Raw genomic sequence first — 18566 nt, 5'->3', positions numbered from 1 at the left:
GCAAGCGCCGCACGCCGAGCCTGCCGCGACGCGGGACCGCGCGGCGCGGGGCGGCAGCGCGGCGCGCGCACTGGAAGCCATCGGCATCCGCAAACGCTATGGCAAGCACGAAGTGCTCAAGGGCATCGATTTGACGGTGCACGCGGGAGAAGTCGTGTCGATCATCGGCCCGTCAGGCTCGGGCAAGACGTCGCTCATTCGCACGCTGAATGGCCTCGAAACGCTCGACGACGGCGAAGTGCGCCTGCATGCCAAGGCCTTCCTGTGGCCGCCGCACGCGAAGCATGGCAAGGTGCCGCATGCCCAGTACATGCGCGGGATTCTCGATATCGGCATGGTGTTTCAGAGCTTCAATCTGTTTCCACATCAGACCGTGCTTCAGAATGTGACGCTCGCGCCGCGCTATCACGGGCGTCAAAACGGCGCGTCGCTCGACGAGGCGAGCATGCGTCTGCTGGCGAAGGTGGGCATGGCCGCGCATGCGCACAAGTATCCGCATCAATTGTCGGGCGGGCAGCAGCAGCGCGTGGCGATCGCGCGGGCGCTGGCGATGCAGCCTTCGATCGTCCTGTTCGACGAACCAACCTCGGCGCTCGATCCGGAACTGGTCAGCGAAGTGCTCAAGGTCATCGAAGAACTCGCGCGCGAAGGCATGACCATGATTATCGTCACCCATGAAATCAACTTTGCGTTCCGCATTTCCGACCGCATCGTGTTCATGGAATCGGGCAAGATCGTCAACGATGCGCCGCCGCACGAACTGGCAGTGCTCGACAAGACTTCGCGAATCGCCGGCTTCCTCAAAGACGTTCACCTCGCATGAAAGCCCATATGCCTAACGCTACCCCGGCTGCAACCGCCCCCGCTGACCAGGAGTCCGCGCAATCGGTCACCGACCGTATCCTGTCGACGATCCGCGACGAGATCATCGAAGGCAAATTGCCGCCCGGCACCGCGCTCGTCGAGAGCGATCTCACGCAGGCGCACGACGTTTCGCGCAATACGCTGCGTGAGGCGCTGCGGCTCTTGTGCCGCGAAGGGCTTGCGGTGCACTACCGGCATCGCGGCGTGATCGTGCGCACCTTGACACGCCACGACGTGCGCGACATCTACCGGGTGCGGCGCACGCTCGAACTTCAGGCCCTGATGCGCGAAGCCCCGATCGAGGAAGACGAAATCGCGACGATGCACGACGCGGTCGTGCGTGCGCAGGCGGCGGCGGAGGCAGGCGACTGGCGCAGCGTCGGCACCTATAGCTTGCTGTTTCACCGCCGCATCGTGCAATTGCTCGCCAGCGCGCTGTTTGACGCCTTCTTCACGACGATACTCGCGCAACTGCGTCTGGTGTTCGCATCGGCCCCCGACGAGCGGCGCTTCCAGCGCCCCTGGATCGAAAAGGACCAGCAGATTCTGGAGCTGATCACGAGCGGCCGCATGACGGAAGCCCGCGCCGCGCTCGCCGATTACCTGACGCAATCGGAGCATGCACTGCTCGATTACCTTTGATTCGTGGACGTGCGGCGGTGTTGCCGCGCGCCATGCGTCCATCATCGATCTGTTCACCCGCTAACCTGCAAACGGGCGAGGGCGTTTGGTGAGCGCATCCCGTTCGTGCATTCAATAAGGAATATTAATCATGTTGAATTACCCTGCCGCCTATCAATCCACGAAGGGTTCTGCGCTCGATCCCGACCGCGCGTTCTATCGGCGCATTGCCTCGGAGCACGAGACGCGCACGCTGGTCGAATCGTTCGTGGTGCCCATCCGCTCGGGGCAGGCATGGACGGTTCCGGCCGGTCACGTGTTCCGGATCGTCACGATCGAAGGTCCGCAAGTCGCCGACCTGAACATGTGGAACCTGCACAACCCGCGCGAGCGCATGTGGGCCTCGCGCACGCGCCAGTTGCAACAGGCGCACGTCAGCACCTTCGATCGCCTGTGGTCGACGCTGCCGTTCCTGCGCCCGATGGTGACGATCACCGACGACAGTCTCGCCGACTACGGCGTCGACGAGCACGGTGGCCGCGTTCACGATCTGCTCGGCACGCGCTGCGACCCGTACGTGAACCGCATGCTGACCGGGGAGGATTTTCATTTCCACTGCCACTCGAACCTGACGCGGGCAATCGCGCCTTATGGCTTGACCGAATACGACGTGCACGACGTGCTGAACGTGTTCCAGTGCACCGGGTTGAATCTCGAAGACAAGTACTTCATGAAAGCCTGCCCGGCGAAGAAGGGCGATTACCTCGAATTTTTCGCGGAAATCGACCTGCTGTGCGCGCTCTCCACCTGCCCGGGCGGCGATCTGTCGTTGCCGATGTGGGGGCCGGACGCGCGCGATCCGCTGGAGGTATGCCGACCGCTCGGCATCGAGATCTACCGGCTCGCACCGCAGATGCTGGAGGGGTGGACACCGCCCGCGGTTGCCGCGTACAACGGACAGCACGGCATGACATTGTCCCAGCCGCAATGGAAGTGCGGCTGCTGACCACGGCTGCGCACACGGTCGGTGTCAGCTGACGCGTTTCGCAGACAGGGGGCCAGGCGGAACAGCGCTGGCGTTTGGGTCTTGCACGGAGTGATGGCGTCTGCGTCCTTTCCCGTCTGCCCATCGTTGAAGGAGATGACGTGTTCCGCCCTCACAATGCCCGGTTGATGTTTCTCGCGGCCTGGACGCACCCATTCCAGATCTTCGTTGACGTGTACCAGGCCCGCACACAGTGCGGGCTGTTTGTCGCAGTCTTTACACGGAGGACGCGGGCACGCTGCGGTTTGAAAGCATCAACAAACAATATGCTTTCATTATTATTTCAATAACAAGACATTTTTCGTGGTTTGAAGTATTTGCTAAAGAATGCCCTTTGTATGCCGTCAATAAAAGCATTCCAGAAATGAATATAAGGCGTCGGGGGTTAGCACATGCAAGTTTCGATCAAATCGCGACTCGCGCTGGCGATGGGGTTGCTTTCCGTGTTGCTGCTCGTCATCGGTGGGCTCGGCATTGCCGGGATGACGAGCAGCAACGACGCGAACCGCGACACCTTCAGCGACAAGCTGCCGAGCGCGACCCTTATCGGGGATGCCGAAATCGACCTGCAGCGCGAACGTTCGGCGCTGTTCCGCGCGGCGCTGAACCCGTCCGCGCCGGGCCTGAGCGGCATCATCACGCACTCGCGCGACTACCGCACCGAGGCGCGTGCGTCACTCGACAACTACATGAAGCTGCCGCGCACGCCCGAGGAAGACCGGTTGGCGCGCGACCTGATCCAGCGACGCAATGCGATGGACGAGGGGCTCGACGCATTCGGCAACGCGTTGATCGGCGGCGACGGCGGCAGCGTCATGAAGGCCGCGCTTTTGAACAACGACCTGTATGCCGCGTATCACGCCGCGAGCGCGAAGCTGCGCGAGTATCAATACTCGACCGCCAAGCAAGGTTTCGGCGAGCAGGAGCATACGTTTGCGCTGTTTCGCCTCATCACGATCGTCGCGATGGGGGTCGGCGTCATCACCGCGATCGGCAGCTTCGTGAACTTGCGCCGGGCGATTGCGCGGCCGCTTGGCGATGCGCTGTCGCACTTCGACCGGATCGCGCAAGGTGATCTTACGCGCTCGGTTCACGTCAAGGCGCGCGACGAGATGGGCCAGTTGCTGCAAGGCATCGCGAACATGCAGGAGCGCCTGCTGCAAACCGTGCGCAACGTCCGCAGCGGCAGCGAAGCGATTGCCACCGCGACGCGTGAGATGGCGGCCGGCAACGTCGATCTGTCCGCGCGCACCGAAGAGCAGGCGGCTTCGCTGCAGGAAACGGCGGCGAGCATGGAAGAGCTGACGTCGACGGTCAAGCACAACGCGGACAACGCACAGCAGGCGAGCCAACTGGCCGCGACCGCGCGCCACGTGACGCTCGAAGGCAACGAGATTGTGAGCCAGGTCGTCGATACCATGACCGGCATCGGCGACAGCTCCGGCAAGATTGCCGAGATCACGAGCATCATCGAAGGGATCGCGTTCCAGACGAACATCCTCGCGCTGAACGCCGCCGTCGAAGCGGCGCGCGCCGGCGAACACGGGCGCGGCTTCGCGGTGGTCGCGTCCGAGGTGCGCTCGCTCGCCCAGCGTTCGAGCGTCGCCGCGAAGGAGATCAAGGATCTGATCGGCACGTCGGTGGACCGTGTACGCACCGGCACCGAACTCGTCGCGCGCGCGGGCAGCACGATGGAGCAGATCAGCCAGTCGATCGGGCGTGTGCATGACATCGTCGGCGAAATCGCAGCCGCCTCGCATGAACAAAGCCGCGGCATCGAACAGGTGAATCAGGCCGTCTCGCAGATGGACCACGTCACGCAGCAGAATGCGGCGCTCGTCGAACAGGCGGCAGCGGCGGCCGCTTCGCTCGAGGAGCAGGCGGGCCGTCTGCGCACGGCGGTGGTGAGCTTCAAGGTCGAACAGGGCGGCAACGCGGGCACCGCGACGCCGGCGGCGCAGCGCCTGACGCGTCCCGTTGCGGCTGCGGCGCCGGCTCGCGTCGGCGGGGCATCGTCATCTTCGACTGCCGCAGCGCCGCGTGCCGCGCGCCGCGCGCCGTCCGCCGCTGCGGCTGCGGGTTCCGCTGCCGCCGCTGCCAAGGTGGGGGCCGTCGAGCCGGCACATGCCGCTGCGACGGCCGCGGCCGACTCGGCTGCAGCGCCCGTCGCCAGCGCGTCGGCCCGGCACGACGACGACTGGACCACCTTCTAGGCTGCGCGATCGGCGTGGCGATTTTCGCGCGACGCACGCTGCGATCCAGCGTGGGTCGCGTGCCTCGTTGCGGCGCGCAACCCACGCGCACCGTTCGCATAACACACGTCGGCCATGTACCGGTGCGTTTCTCTTTCTTCTTCCGTTGACGGCCCTCTCGATCCAATGAAAAACGATGACCAGGCACGCAGAAAATTTCTGCGTCAGGTATTCACGATCCTTCCCGCTACCGCCATCGCGCCCGTGATCGTCACGCAGGAGGGCTGTACGCCGTCGCAGGCGACGGACAACGCGAGTGCCGCGAGCACCGCACCGGTCACGAGCGCCAACGCCGCGGCCGCTACCGCCCAATATTTGCCGACTTTCTTCACCGCCGCGGAATGGGACTTCTTGCACGCGGCCGTCGACGAGCTGATTCCGGCCGACAGCACAGGCGCCGGCGCGCTCGAAGCCGGCGTGCCGGAATTCATCGACCGCCAGATGGAGACGCCTTACGGTCACGGCCGGCTGTGGTACATGCACGGGCCGTTTCATCCGGAAGCGGTGCCCGAGCTCGGTTATCAGCTCGGCCTCGTGCCGCGCGATGTGTACCGGCATGGCATCGAAGGGTGCAACGCGGCATGCGTGCGCGATCACGGCAAGGTGTTTGCGCAATTGCCGCGTGAGACGCGCGTCCAGGTGCTCGAGCAGCTCGAAGCGGGCAAGCTGCATCTCGATGCGGTGCCGCCGAAGCTCTTCTTCAGCACGCTGCTGAAGAACACGAAGGAAGGTTATTTCGCCGACCCGATGTACGGCGGCAACAGGCACATGGCCGGCTGGAAAATGATCGGCTTTCCCGGCGCGCGCGCGGACTACGCGGATTGGGTCGAGCAGCCGGGCGTCAAGTACCCGCTCGGTCCGGTGTCGATTCTCGGGGAGCAGGCATAAGATGGCGATCAAGAAAGACAAAGTCGATGCGGTGATGGTCGGGTTCGGCTGGACCGGCGCGATCATGGCGATGGAAATGGCCGAAGCGGGTCTCAACGTGCTCGCGCTCGAGCGCGGCGAAATGCAGGACACCGCGAACACCGCGAAGTATCCGAACATCGCGGACGAGCTGTCGTATGCGATTCGCGGCAAGTTGTATCAGGATCTGTCCAAGGAGACACTGACCTTCCGCCACACGACGGACGGGCTCGCCGTGCCGTACCGGCAGCATGGTGCGATGTTGCTCGGCAACGGGGTCGGCGGCGCCGGGTTCCACTGGAACGGCCTCACGTGGCGTCCGAACGCCTCGGACCTGCAATTGCGCAGCCATTACGAACAGCGCTACGGCAAGTCGTTCATCCCCGACGGCATGACCATTCAGGATTTCGGCGTCACCTATGACGAGCTCGAGCCGTACTTCACGCGTTTCGACGACGTGGCCGGCATCTCGGGCAAGGCCGGCAACCTGAACGGCAATATCGTGCCGGGCGGCAACCGTCACGAATCGTGGCGCAGCAAGGAGTACCCGAACCCCGCGCTGAAAGACGTCTACGGCGCGCAGCTGTTCGCGCGTGCCGCACGCGAACTCGGGTACGAGCCGTTCCCGATTCCAGCCGCCAACGTGTCGGCGCCGTATACGAACCCGTACGGCGTACGTCTCGGGCCGTGCAATTTCTGCGGCTTCTGCGAAGACTTCGGCTGCTACATGTATTCGAAGTCGTCGCCGCAGACCACGATTCATCCGGCGCTGTTCCAGAAGAAGAACTTTGAGCTGCGCACGCGCTGCCAGGTGGTGCGCGTCAATCGCGATGCGAGCGGCAAGGTCGCAACGGGCGTGACGTACATCGACGCACAAGGCCGCGAGGTCGAGCAGCCGGCCGATATCGTCGTGCTGAGCGCGTTCCAGATGCACAACGTGCGGCTGCTGCTGCTCTCGGGCATCGGTCAGCCTTACGATCCGGCGACCGGCGAAGGCGTGGTCGGCCGCAACTTCGCGTATCAGATGAACGGCGGCGTCAACGCGTTCCTGCCGAAGGGCACGCAACTGAATCCGTTCATCGGCGCGGGCGGCGGCGGGCAATCGATCGACGACTTCAACGGCGATAACTTCGATCACGGTCCGCTCGGTTTCATCGGCGGGGCGAACGTGCGCCATAACCGCACCGGCGGCCGTCCGATCGGGCAAGCCGGCGTGCCGAAGGGCACGAAGGGCTGGGGCAGCGGATGGAAGGCGGCGGTGCAGGACAGCTATCAACGGATGATGACGATCGTGGCCCAGGGTTCGGTGATGTCCTATCGCGACAATTACCTGAGCCTCGATCCGAACTACAAGGACGCCTATGGCCAGCCGCTGTTGCGCGTCACGTTCGACTGGCACGAGAACGAGTTGAAGATGACGCAGTACACGGTTGGGCAGGCCGAACGCGTCGCGCGCGTCCTGACCGATCACGTCGACGTGAACGCGCGTAAGCTGGGCTCGCACTTCGACACGCGCGTCTATCAGAGCACGCACACGACCGGCGGCGCTGTGATGGGCGCCGATCCGAAAACGAGCGTCGTGAACCGGTATCTGCAGAGCTGGGACGTGCACAACGTATTCGTCGTGGGCGCATCGGCGTTCCCGCAGAACTTCGGCTACAACCCGACCGGGCTGGTCGGCGCGCTCAGCTACTGGGCCGCGCGCGCGATCCGCGAACAATATCTGAAGAACCCCGGCCCGATGGTGCAAGCATGAGAAACGCACTCACGATACTTCGTTCCTGTGCGGCGGTGGCCGTTGCATTCACGCTATTTGCCGGGCCGAACGCGCTCGCGCTCGCGGCCTCCTCCGGTGCTGCCGGCGTAGCGGCTGACGGCGACGGCGCGGCGCTCGTCAAACGCGGCGAGTACCTCGCGCGCGTCGCCGACTGTGCTGCATGCCATACGGCGAAGGGCGGCCAGCCGTTCGCGGGCGGCCTGCCGCTGCAGACGCCGATCGGCGCGGTCTATTCGACCAATATCACGCCCGATGCCGACACCGGCATCGGCCGCTACACGTATGCGGATTTCGATAAGGCGTTGCGGCATGGCGTGGCGAAGGCCGGCTATACGCTGTATCCGGCGATGCCGTATCCGTCGTACGCGCGCATCCAGCCCGATGACGTGAAGGCGCTGTACGCGTACTTCATGCACGGCGTCGCGGCGGTTCATCAGCCGCGCACGCCGAACGGCATTCGCTGGCCGCTGTCGATGCGCTGGCCGCTCGCGCTGTGGCGCACCGCATTCGCGCCGGACGTCGCGATCGCCACGAACGCGCAAGCGGCCGATGGCGATACGGTCTCGCTCGAACGCGGTCGATATCTGGTCGAAGGTCTTGGCCATTGCGGCGCGTGTCATACGTCACGCGGCATGTTGCTGCAGGAAAAAGCGCTGACCGATCACGGCGGCCCGGCGTTCCTGCAAGGCGGTGTGGTCGAGCAGTGGTTCGCGAACAATCTGCGCGATGACCGGGTGGATGGACTTGGCGACTGGAGCCGCGACGACATCGTCGCGTTCCTGAAGGCGGGCCGCGACGCGCATTCGGCTGCGTTCGGCGAGATGCGCGACGTCGTGATCGACAGCACGCAATACATGAGCGATGCGGATCTCGGCTCGATCGCCGACTATCTGCAATCACTCGCGCCGGCACGGCAGCATGCGTCGCTTGTGTACTCGGATGCGGTGGCGCTGGCGTTGCATGCGGGCCATCCGGACTCGCCCGGCGCGCGGACCTTTCTGGACAACTGCGCGGCGTGCCATCGTTCGGACGGCAACGGCTATGAAGGTGTCTTTCCGAGGCTCGCGCTGAGTTCGACCGTGAACGCGCAGGACCCGACCTCGCTGATCAGCCTCGTGCTGCACGGCGCGTCGATGCCGGGCACGAAGACCGCGCCGACCGTGTTTACGATGCCCGCGTTCGGCCAGCGCCTGAACGACCAGCAGGTCGCGGACGTCGTCACGTTCATTCGCGGCGCGTGGGGCAATCAGGCGCCGGCCGTCGACGCCGACGCGGTACGGCGGATTCGCAACAGCAGTCATTGATGCATGTTGCATGCCACGCGGAAAAACGTGCGGCGTTTCCCGGCGGCTAAGCGTTAGTCTGATGCTCGTCGCTAGACAGATCTTCTACGTCCCGGAATTTCAGAGCCTCGTACGCGACGAAGGCGTAAGCGTTCCTGAGGCGCTCCAGGCGGCGGCCCGCAACCGCCTGCGCCCTATCGCCATGACGACCATTGCCGCGATCCTCGCGCTCCTGCCGTTCGCGTTCGCGCTGGGCCAGGGCGCCGCGATGCAGCCGCCGCTCGCGGTGGCGATCATCTCAGGCCTGATCGCGCGGATGCCGCTGGTGCTGCTGGGCGCGAGCAAGACCGACGTGCCTGGTGACAAATAAATCTTCGATTGAAAGAATCGCCGTCCAACTGTTAAAAATGGGCCGCCGAAGTCTTCGCCATTAGGGAGACGCGGCGGCCACACGCCGTTAGCAGCGATTCCTCGAACACGTTATGAGGCGGTGTTCGTGCCATCACACAGGCTGTTCCGTCATCGAAGTCTCAAGTCGAAAGATTCTGAAAACAAGCTCCGCTTTCAAAAAACTCTGTTGTTCGCCAGCAAAAGCCGCAATTGGTCTTCGTCGGGCCTTGCCTTGACGCTGAGGGTTGAATCTGGTTTGCGAAGGTCCATTCGACCCGCGTTTTCACACAGCCCCGGCCAACAAGAGACGATCGAGCACGTTCCAGGGCATTCAGCGCTATGGCAAACAACGGGCCTTGGATCTCTGGCGACAAAGCTGCGAACGGCTCGACGGTGAGATTGTGCAGCGAGAGGTTCCTCGCACTCCGACTCCATCACCACACTGCCCGTTAGCGTGACCTGGCGGCATCGTTACGCGCCCTCGGGTTACGAAAGGTTACGTAGAGTAGCCTTCGTAAAAATTAGTAAGTATCCGCGCTGAGGCGCCGAACGGCTCGGCCGACGTGGCTGCTATGCTTCATTCAGTCGTCCAGTTCTGCCTTGTTTTGCCCGCGTAACCCGAAAACGGACGTCTGAATCCCGCTTCACAGACCCGCAGGCGCGCACTTCGATAGCCTCGTGATCATGTGTTGCAAGTCAGGAACAGTGACGATGGTGGGCGTTTTTGTCCGAGTGCCGAAAGCTTGTCGCACTCTGGCGGTCCCTTTTCGTCGAAGCTGGTCAACGCGCGACAAACCAATGCCCCCACTCCTTACCAAGGTCGACGTCTCTAAGGCAGCCCGGGTTCAGCTTCGCCCAATCGAGATGTCCGACGCCCAAAGGATATTCGAAATCTGGTCCGATCACGAAGTGATGCGCTTCTACGACATAGCGCCGCTAAACAGCATCGACGATGCCCGGCTGCTTGTCTCCGCCATGGTTAAGGAGCTGGCTGAAGGAATGAGCGTGCGCTGGGCAATCGTGTCGAAATGCAGCATGCGTTTCATTGGATCATGCGGGTTTAGATTCGACTCCAGGTTCTATTCAGCAAGTATTAGCTTCGAATTGGAACGTCATTCATGGCGACAGGGATTGATGCGCGAAGCTCTAAACGCGGCGATTACGCATGCATATGACCACTGGCATATCAACCGTATCCAGGCGGTAACGAGCCTCGACAATCACGCCTCGATCGGACTGCTAAGAAGCTTGGGATTTGTGGAGGAAGGTGTAATGCGGCAATGGGGCTACTGGAAGGATGCATTTCACGACGTCCACCTTTTCTCCCGGATCAGGGCGGATCAACGGGCAATGCAGACATCACCGCCTGCGTGAGGTCACACATGCTGACGGTTGCGCGCAGGCTGTTCTGGTGTGATGCTCACTCTACAGGTTCAGTTCATTGCGATAAGTGTCAACCAATGGATCGGGCTCGGTGCTTCAGCACCGTCACCGGATGCGAACCGACTCGTCGCCCAACCGAATGTCCATATCCCGGCAGGGTCCGGCGCGCTCCGCGGAGCTGGATCGGTGACGCTTGTGGGTCGTGAAAGGCCACATAGGTCAGCCTGTCTACCCCTTCATGTGGCGACACTGCCCCCAGACTGGAATTGGGTTCATGCGCGCGGTCACGATCCCGCCGATTTGGCCAACGCTTCGGCCGCATTGCCGACGCGTTTCAAAAAGCGGCGGCGATACCAGAACGTCCACAGCATCAGCGCGCCATAGACAACATAGCCCACCGCTGCCGACACCGTGGCGGGCTCCGGTTTGCCGGCCCACGTCCAGACTATCCAGCAGCGCAGCCCGTTCTCCGCGATGAGGCCGACGCCCCAGACGACCGTCATCCGGCGGATCATCGCGACGAGGCCTGGGCGCTCGCGCCAGTGCTGCTCGAATTCGGCCGCGCCCTCGCGGTTCTTCCGCGTGACCTTCGAGCGCGCGAGGTAGAACACGAGCGGGCGTGGCAGCAAGAGCGAGAGCAGGAACACGATGCCGATCGAGCCTGAGATCATTGGCGCCTCGACCGCGTGCTCCAGCGGCGCGCGCCCGAGCAGCGTCAGCGCGAGCGACAGCGTGATGCTGACGAGCGCCAGCGCGGAGAGCGCATCGAAGTGCCGCAAGCGGATATAGTCGTAGGCCATCCAGGCGAGGGGCGGCAGTGCCGACGCCGCGAGCGCCTGCAGGTAGCCCCAGTGCGGCAGCGCCAGCCGATACGCGAGCCACGGCAGCAGCACGTTGATGCAAAGGGCGGACAGATAGCGGAACGGGTGCTTCATGCGATCGATGTCCCGTGATGGATACCGGCGCCGCTCGCCGGCAGGATGCCTGCCTCGATGCGCTTATTGTCCGGCATCCGGCGCGCGAGCCATAGCGCGGTGCATAAGCGTCTCGGCCAAACACGATACATGATCCGTTACATGTGCAACGTCGATGAGGTCCTTAACGGGAAAGGAAGGATTGCGTGTTCCCATCTTCCGTGGCGCCGGACGCTTGACGAACGCGGCGCCGACTCGCGCGCGCCCCGAAGTCCTGGATAGTCCGTGTTGCCGCCTCCCGCGGCGCGTCGGCGGCGGCATTTCGGTCGCGCGGAAGATCTGCTGGCCAACCCTTTGTGTGACGCTCGATTGCGGTTCGCGGTATGCCAACCTCCTTCGTCTCTGAGCAAATATTTGTGCGCGCTGGGACAAGTACGCGGAATTTCGACTATCTACCCTTGCGCTGGTGCGATGCAACAAGGCGTACATGGTGTGGGCCATTGACATCTGCCGCTCAGGGAGTTCCGGGATGTATACCAATCTTGTCGATCACGGGCATGGCGTGCTGCGCGCAGGCGGTCTTGCCCGCCGCTGGCGCGAGCTGGTTCTTGGCGCCCTCAGTCTGCTGGCGCTGCTGATCTCGGGTCACGCACAGGCCGCCGCGCCGGCGCCTGCCGAATGCGAGGCGCTTCAGGCGAAATATCCGCAATTCAAGGGCAAGACGCTAGTCAACGCGATCAACCCGCACACGCCGGGCTATGAAGCGCTGGACCCGAACGACCCGAGTAAATACATCGGCTTCGACATCGATCTCGGCGAGGCGATCGGCAACTGTCTCGGCTTCAAGATGGCGTACAAGCCTGTCTCGTTTGCGGCGCTGCTGACCACGCTGCAAAGCGGCCAGGCCGACATCGTGATCTCCGACATCTATGCGACCGAAGAGCGCGCGAAGGCGGCGGATTTCATCACCTATTCGAAAGTGTTCGACGGTGTGCTCGTCGCGAAGGGAAATCCGAAGAAGATCAGCGGGATCAATCCGACAATGTGCGGCACGACCGCTGCGGAGAACACCGGCTACGTCGAAGTGCCGCTGATCCAGAATCTTGCGCCGGTCTGCAAGGCGGCGAACAAGCCGGAAGCGGCCGTGCAGCTGTATGACAACAACGCGAACGCGATCCAGGCGATTCTCGCCGGCCGTGCCGACACGTATATCAACGACGTGAACACGGTGGACCAGGCGGTCAAGGCGTATCCGAACCAACTCGAAAAGGCCAGCGCGGTGACGCTGCCGTATTCGATCGGTATCGGCGTTCCGAAAACCAATCCCGCAATGCGTGCAGCCGTAATGGCAGCGCTCGTCGCGATCCAGAAGGCCGGCATCCAGACCGCCTTGCTGAAGAAGTGGTCGCTCGGTGTTGATAACCTCGAAACCCCCAAGCTGATTGCCTCGAACTGATGAATTTGTTTCTGCACTATCTCGGCCTGCCGTATCTGCTGAGCGGCATCGGTTTTACGATCGCAGTCACGGCCCTCGGGCTCGCGGGCGGCCTGGTCGTGGGACTGGTGCTCGCGAGCATGCAACTGAGCAAGGTGGGACCGCTTGCCGCCATCGCGCGCGGCTACACAGTGATTTTTCGTGGTACGCCGCTGATTCTGCAACTCGTGTTCGCGTATGACGCGCTGCCGCACATCGGGCTCAAGTTGAGCGCGATGGGCGCAGCGGGTCTCGCGCTCGCGGCGAACGAGGGGCCATTCATCGCGGAGATCCTGCGCGCCGGCGTGCTCGGCGTCGACCGCGGGCAGCTGCTCGCCGGGCAGGCGCTCGGTATGACACCGGCTGTGCTGCTGCGCCGCGTGATCGCGCCGCAGGCCATCCGCACGATGATACCGGCGCTCGGGAACGAGTCGGTCAGTGCGTTGAAGAACTCGTCTCTGGCCTCCGTGATCGCGGTCGACGAGCTGACCTTACGCAGCACCCAGCTTGCGTCGTCGACGTTCGACTTCTTTTCGATCTTCTTCGCGTCCGGGCTGATGTATCTCGTGCTGACAGGCATGATCGCAGCAATTCAGTTGTTCGCCGAAACCGCGCTCGATCTCGATCGCAGGCCGTCCGGGCGTTTCGCACGGCTGCTGCCGTGGCGCCGTGACGGGATTGCGGCGAACTCGCCCGGCGCGGGCCCGGCGGCACCCGTCGATGCGCTGTTCCAACCGGCGCCGTCGCCCACGCCCGACGCGGTTGACATTCAGGCAGAGCGCGCGCAGCGTTACGCGGCCCTTCAAAAGCAGAGCGCGACCGTGCAGGTGAAGGGGCTGAGCAAGCGTTACGGCGGGCAGACGGTACTCGACGGTTTCGACCTCACGGTCCGCTTCGGCGAGGTGATTGCGCTCCTCGGGCCGAGCGGATCGGGCAAAAGCACGCTGCTGCGCTGTATCAATCACCTGGAGCAGTGGGATTCGGGGGAAATCCGCATCTCCGGCAAGCGCCTCGGTTTCCGGGTCGATGGCCGGCAGATGAACCAGGGCGATATCGCCAATGAACGTGCGCGTGCCGGCGTCGGCATGGTGTTCCAGCATTTCAACCTGTTCAGTCATCTGACAGCGTGCGAGAACATCGCGGGGCCGCTGCGCTGGGTGCACGGCATGGCGCCCGCCGACGCCGCGCACCGCGCGCGTGAACTGCTCGAACGCGTCGGCCTTGGTCATCGCGCCGATGCGTTGCCGCGCCATCTGTCCGGTGGCCAACAGCAGCGCGTCGCTATCGCCCGTGCGCTTGCGCCCAACCCTCGCGTGCTGCTACTCGACGAACCGACGTCCGCGCTCGACCCCGAACTCGTCGGCGAAGTACTCGACGTCATCCGGCGGCTCGTGGACGAAGGCGGTCTGACGATGATCATCTCAACGCACCAGTTGCGCTTCGCCCATCAGGTCGCCGATCGCGTCGTGTTCATGAGCGGCGGCGCGGTGGTCGAACAGGGGCCTGCGCATGAAGTGCTCACACACCCGCGCCACCCGTTGACGGCGCGATTCCTGAGCGTGATGGGCGCCGACGACCGACTCGAAGTCGCATCGTGAAAGCACGCGCGCCATTCAGCATTGCCGGCGCCTTTGCGCCCGGCACCTTACGAGGTTCGAACAACCATGAAGCACCATACTCTCCCCGTGTCGCCCGAGACGGTTCATTGGGGTTACTTCAGCAAAAAAGTCGAGCCCGCATTGATGGTGCGCTCTGGCGACCGGATCACGATCGAGACGCTGACACACCATGCGAACGACGATCACGAACGGATGGTCGCGGGAGACCCCGGCGCCGAAAGCATCTTCCACTGGACCCGGGAGCACAAGGCCATGCCGCGTCGCGGCGCCGGGAAAACCGATGGACCCTTTACGCCAGGTTCCGGCGAAGGCGTCGGCGTACATCTGCTGACCGGGCCGGTTGCGATTGAAGGGGCCGAGCCCGGCGATGTGCTCGAAGTGCGGATTCTCGACGTACGGCCGAGGCCGAGCTGCAATGCCTGTTATCGAGGCCGTTGTTTCGGTTCGAACGTCGCGGCATCCTGGGGCTTTCACTATCACGATCTGGTCGAGGAGCCGAAGCCGCGTGAAGTGGTGACGATCTTCGAGCTCGATACCTCCGGCGAGCCGTTCGCCCGTGCGGTCTACAACTACGTGTGGACGCCGCAGACCGATCCGGACGGCATCGTTCATGCGATGATCGATTATCCGGGCGTGAAGGTCGATCATTCGCTGGTCAGCAAGCGCGAGAACATCCTGTCGAACGTGAAGGTGCCGGCCAGGTTGCATTTCGGCACGATGGGGCTGGCGCCTACGGAGGCCGACTACGTCAGCTCCAATCCACCCAGCTACACTGGCGGCAATATCGACGACTGGCGTGTCGGCAAGGGGGCGCGGATGTACTACCCGGTTGCGGTCGAAGGCGCATTCTTTTCGGTCGGCGATCCGCATGCGGCTCAAGGCGACAGCGAGCTCGGCGGTACTGCGATCGAGACCTCGCTGACCGGGGACTTCGAGTTCGTTCTGCACAAGAAGAACGACCTGGGCGGCACGATCCTCGAAGGCCTCACGCACCCGATGCTGGAAACCGACGACCAATGGTCGGTGTACGGCTTCACCTTCCCGAACTACCTGGCGGAGCTCGGGCCGGCTGGACAGATCGAGGTGGCACAGCACTCCAGCCTCGACAAGGCGATGCGCGACGCGTTCCGCAAGCTGCGCCGGTTCCTGATGACCGTACACAGGCTGAGCGAGGACGAGGCCATCGCGCTGATGTCGGTCGCCGCGGATTTCGGTGTCACGCAAGTCGTCGACGGCAACTGGGGCGTGCACGGCTCGATTCGCAAGAACGTCTTCGTCGGCGGCGCGGCGGGCTGAGCGTTCCCGTGCGGGCTGCGGGGTGCTGCGAAGCCCACGTGGGCCGGCGTGCCGGATGCGTCGGCACGGTGCATATGCGCGCTGCTGGTGCGGCCTCGCGCACGACTGCGGCGGCTTCTCGCGCGCTGCCTCTCAGGGCCGGCGCGTCGATGCAGTCGACGCGTGATGGCGCGAATATTGCTCACCGATGCTTCGCCCGTCTCCCCGAATCCATCCATGGAGCGGGCGCCCTGCGACGCGCTCGCGCCGCAGGTATCGGCCCTGGAGTCCACTTGGATCTGCTGCGCTTCACTACCGAATCCTATCCGGAAGTCGAACGGCTTCGCGCCTGGCGGGAAGCGCTCGGCACGATGGGATGGCGTAGCGGCGCGATGCCTGCTGCACGGTTGTTGCACGGCACGATCCAGGCGCAGCGGTCGGTTGGGGGCTTCGATCTGAGCTTGCTGGCGTCTGTTGCGCAAACGCTCGAGCCGAATGCTGCCGGCGGCGACAGCGTGCTGATCGTGCTGCACCTTGACGGCGCGGCGACGCTGCTCGCCGACGGCCGGCGTCAGCCCCTGACGTTGAACGACCTCGTCTATCTGCCGTCACGCGAGGCTGGCTCGCTGGTTTTCAGCACGGATTTCCGCGCCTTTATCGTGCGTATTCCGCGTACGGCGATCAGAGGGCGGCTGCTTGCGCCGTCGTCGATGTGTGCCGGTCGGATCGCCGGCGATGCCGGCGTCGGACACGTGTTTTCCGGTTTTCTGGCGGCACTGGCGGAAAGCGTGGAGACGTTGTCGGCCAGCGAGCTGCGTCCGCTTGAACTCGCGCTGATCGAGTTCCTGGTCGCGATTCTCGCCGTGCATCAGCGCGAAACGCCGATCAGCGGGCTGACATCGTCTCAGGCGGCGATATTCTCGCGCGTGTGCCGCAGTATCGATGAACGGCTCAGTGATCCGAAAATCAGTCTCGCGCTGCTCGCCACAGAAGAGCGCGTCTCACAGCGCTACCTGCAAAAGCTGTTCGAATCCGCCGGCCAGAGCTTCTCCACTTATTTGCGGCTGCGCCGCCTCGAACGTTGCAGGGCCGAACTGGTCGATCCGCTACACGAAAAGATGTCGATTTCGGATATCTGTTTCCGCTGGGGCTTCAACGATCCCGCGCATTTCAGCCGTGCGTTTCGCGAGCAGTATCACACCTCGCCGCGCGCCTTCCGTAACGAAGCGAGCCTGGATCTGGCCCGGCATCTGGTGCAGCGCATTTCGCGCGGACAGCCGTTCAACACGGAGGCGCTGCTGCGCCATGCGCAAGCCGCGGCGCAGGCCAGCGCGCAAGCGTTGCCGCGGGAAGCAACGCTCGACGATGCCAGTACGGTCGTGGCCAGTCCCACGGTCGAGATGCGGGCCAGGCCCACAAGGGGCGTCGCCCGCCGGCCCGGCAAGTCGTGCCACCACCTGTTGCGTGCGACGGCCAACACGGTGCACTGGGGTTTTTTTTCGCATGACCTGAAGCCGGTGCTCGAAGTCGACAGCGGCGATACCGTGACGATAGAGACGCTGACGCAGCATGCGTCGGACGACTGGGCGCGCATGATTGCCGGTGATCCAGGCGCCGAAAGCGTGTTCCACTGGACCGCAGAGCGCAAGAACGTGAACCGGCGCGGTGCCGGACCGATCGATGCATCGATCTACGGACGCGGCGCCGGTGAAGGGTTTGGCGTGCATATCTGCACCGGTCCGATCGCGGTACGCGGCGCCGAACCGGGCGATGTACTGGAAGTCAGGATTCTCGATGTCCATCCGCGGCGCTGCGCGAATCCGCAATTCAGCGGGCGCGCGTTTGGCAGCAACGCGGCCGCGTGGTGGGGCTTCCATTACCGCGAGCTGTTGACCGAGCCTAAACCGCGAGAAGTTGTGACGATTTACGAGCTCGACGCCGAGCCGCAGCCGCACGACGGTCCGCCATATGCGCGTGCGGTCTACAACTACCGCTGGACGCCGCAGCGCGATCCGTTCGGTGTGGTGCATCCGACCATCGATTATCCGGGCGTGCCCGTAGACCATTCGACAGTCGAGGAAAATTACGGGATCCTGAAGGGTGTCAAGATTCCCGTGCGCCCGCATTTCGGCCTGATTGCAGTCGCGCCGCAGCAGGACGGCCTCATCGATTCGATCCCGCCGTCTGCGTTCGGCGGCAACCTGGACAACTGGCGCGTTGCGCAGGGCGCGAGCGTCTATCTGCCGATTGGCGTAACCGGCGCGTTGCTGTCAGTCGGGGATCCGCACGCGTCGCAGGGCGATTCGGAACTGTGTGGGACCGCGATCGAATGCTCGCTGACCGGCGATTTCCAACTTGTGCTGCACAAGAGAGCAACGCTTGCCGGTCGACCCTACGCGGACCTCACGTATCCGCTCGTCGAAACCCCCGAAGAGTGGGTGCTGCACGGTTTCAGCCATGCAAACTATCTGACTGAATTCGGCACGCACGCGCAAAGCAAGGTCTACGAGAAGCCGACACTCGACCTCGCGATGCGCGACGCGTTCATCAAGACGCGCCGCTTTCTGATGACGACCAGGGGTCTCACCGAAGACGAAGCAATCTCGTTGATGTCGGTTGCGGTCGACTTCGGCGTGACACAGGTTGTCGACGGCAACTGGGGGATGCACGCGATTATCCGCAAGGCCTTGTTCGCGGATTAATGATTTTGTGACATGCGCTATGGTGCCGCCTGGCGTAGTGCGCATACGACGCTTTCTTTGT

The 18566-nt window shown here is 63.6% G+C and carries 13 protein-coding genes and 1 pseudogene; 13 read left to right on the top strand and 1 reads right to left on the bottom strand.

The features are described 5' to 3' along the window. The 9 genes and pseudogenes from BHE01S_RS29595 to BHE01S_RS29555 form a co-directional block, all read left to right on the top strand. Positions 1 to 823: amino acid ABC transporter ATP-binding protein (locus BHE01S_RS29595; RefSeq protein WP_042270243.1), on the top strand; the 823-nt coding region annotated here is incomplete at its 5' end. 8 nt (positions 824 to 831) lie between these two features. Next, entirely contained in the window at positions 832 to 1506 is a 675-nt protein-coding gene (locus BHE01S_RS29590; RefSeq protein ID WP_042270271.1) for a GntR family transcriptional regulator, read from the top strand. Positions 1507 to 1636: 130 nt separating this feature from the next. Beyond that, positions 1637 to 2491, top strand: a complete 855-nt coding sequence (locus BHE01S_RS29585; protein WP_042270242.1) for an urea carboxylase-associated family protein — start codon at positions 1637 to 1639, stop codon at positions 2489 to 2491. A 431-nt stretch (positions 2492 to 2922) separates the two neighbouring features. Further along, entirely contained in the window at positions 2923 to 4743 is a 1821-nt protein-coding gene (locus BHE01S_RS29580) for a methyl-accepting chemotaxis protein (RefSeq protein ID WP_042270241.1), read from the top strand. A gap of 165 nt (positions 4744 to 4908) precedes the next feature. After that, the gene (locus BHE01S_RS29575; RefSeq protein WP_042270240.1) at positions 4909 to 5670 is read left to right on the top strand and encodes a gluconate 2-dehydrogenase subunit 3 family protein; all 762 of its coding nucleotides are present in this window, start codon (positions 4909 to 4911) and stop codon (positions 5668 to 5670) included. A gap of 1 nt (position 5671) precedes the next feature. Beyond that, a complete protein-coding gene (locus BHE01S_RS29570; protein WP_042270239.1) occupies positions 5672 to 7444 on the top strand; it encodes a GMC family oxidoreductase in 1773 nt (590 codons plus the stop codon). Further along, on the top strand, positions 7441 to 8769 hold the full coding sequence (locus tag BHE01S_RS29565) for a cytochrome c (protein WP_042270238.1): 1329 nt from the start codon (positions 7441 to 7443) through the stop codon (positions 8767 to 8769). The genes BHE01S_RS29570 and BHE01S_RS29565 overlap by 4 nt, the downstream gene beginning before the upstream one ends. Before the next feature lie 79 nt (positions 8770 to 8848). Continuing rightward, positions 8849 to 9118 (top strand): annotated as a pseudogene (locus tag BHE01S_RS29560) (efflux RND transporter permease subunit); the annotation flags it as partial. Positions 9119 to 9822: 704 nt separating this feature from the next. Next, entirely contained in the window at positions 9823 to 10512 is a 690-nt protein-coding gene (locus tag BHE01S_RS29555) for a GNAT family N-acetyltransferase (protein ID WP_084069357.1), read from the top strand. A gap of 293 nt (positions 10513 to 10805) precedes the next feature. Here BHE01S_RS29555 and BHE01S_RS29550 read toward each other — a convergent pair whose 3' ends face one another. Further along, a complete protein-coding gene (locus tag BHE01S_RS29550) occupies positions 10806 to 11456 on the bottom strand; it encodes a VC0807 family protein (RefSeq protein WP_042270235.1) in 651 nt (216 codons plus the stop codon). A 508-nt stretch (positions 11457 to 11964) separates the two neighbouring features. Between BHE01S_RS29550 and BHE01S_RS29545 the strand changes: the two genes are divergently transcribed. From BHE01S_RS29545 to BHE01S_RS29530, 4 genes are all read left to right on the top strand, one after another. Continuing rightward, positions 11965 to 12891 (top strand): ABC transporter substrate-binding protein, encoded by a 927-nt coding sequence (locus BHE01S_RS29545; RefSeq protein ID WP_042270234.1) that lies wholly within the window; start codon positions 11965 to 11967, stop codon positions 12889 to 12891. Next, complete coding sequence (locus BHE01S_RS29540; RefSeq protein ID WP_042270233.1) at positions 12891 to 14507, top strand: amino acid ABC transporter permease/ATP-binding protein; 1617 nt, start codon at positions 12891 to 12893, stop codon at positions 14505 to 14507. The genes BHE01S_RS29545 and BHE01S_RS29540 overlap by 1 nt, the downstream gene beginning before the upstream one ends. A gap of 66 nt (positions 14508 to 14573) precedes the next feature. Further along, positions 14574 to 15824, top strand: a complete 1251-nt coding sequence (locus BHE01S_RS29535; RefSeq protein WP_042270231.1) for an acetamidase/formamidase family protein — start codon at positions 14574 to 14576, stop codon at positions 15822 to 15824. A gap of 272 nt (positions 15825 to 16096) precedes the next feature. After that, complete coding sequence (locus BHE01S_RS29530) at positions 16097 to 18505, top strand: acetamidase/formamidase family protein (protein WP_042270229.1); 2409 nt, start codon at positions 16097 to 16099, stop codon at positions 18503 to 18505. Positions 18506 to 18566: the final 61 nt, after the last annotated feature.

Origin of the sequence: Paraburkholderia heleia NBRC 101817 (assembly GCF_000739775.1) — a bacterium.
In the GTDB taxonomy this organism is placed as follows: domain Bacteria; phylum Pseudomonadota; class Gammaproteobacteria; order Burkholderiales; family Burkholderiaceae; genus Paraburkholderia; species Paraburkholderia heleia.
This window is presented reverse-complemented; position numbering and strand designations above follow the sequence as displayed.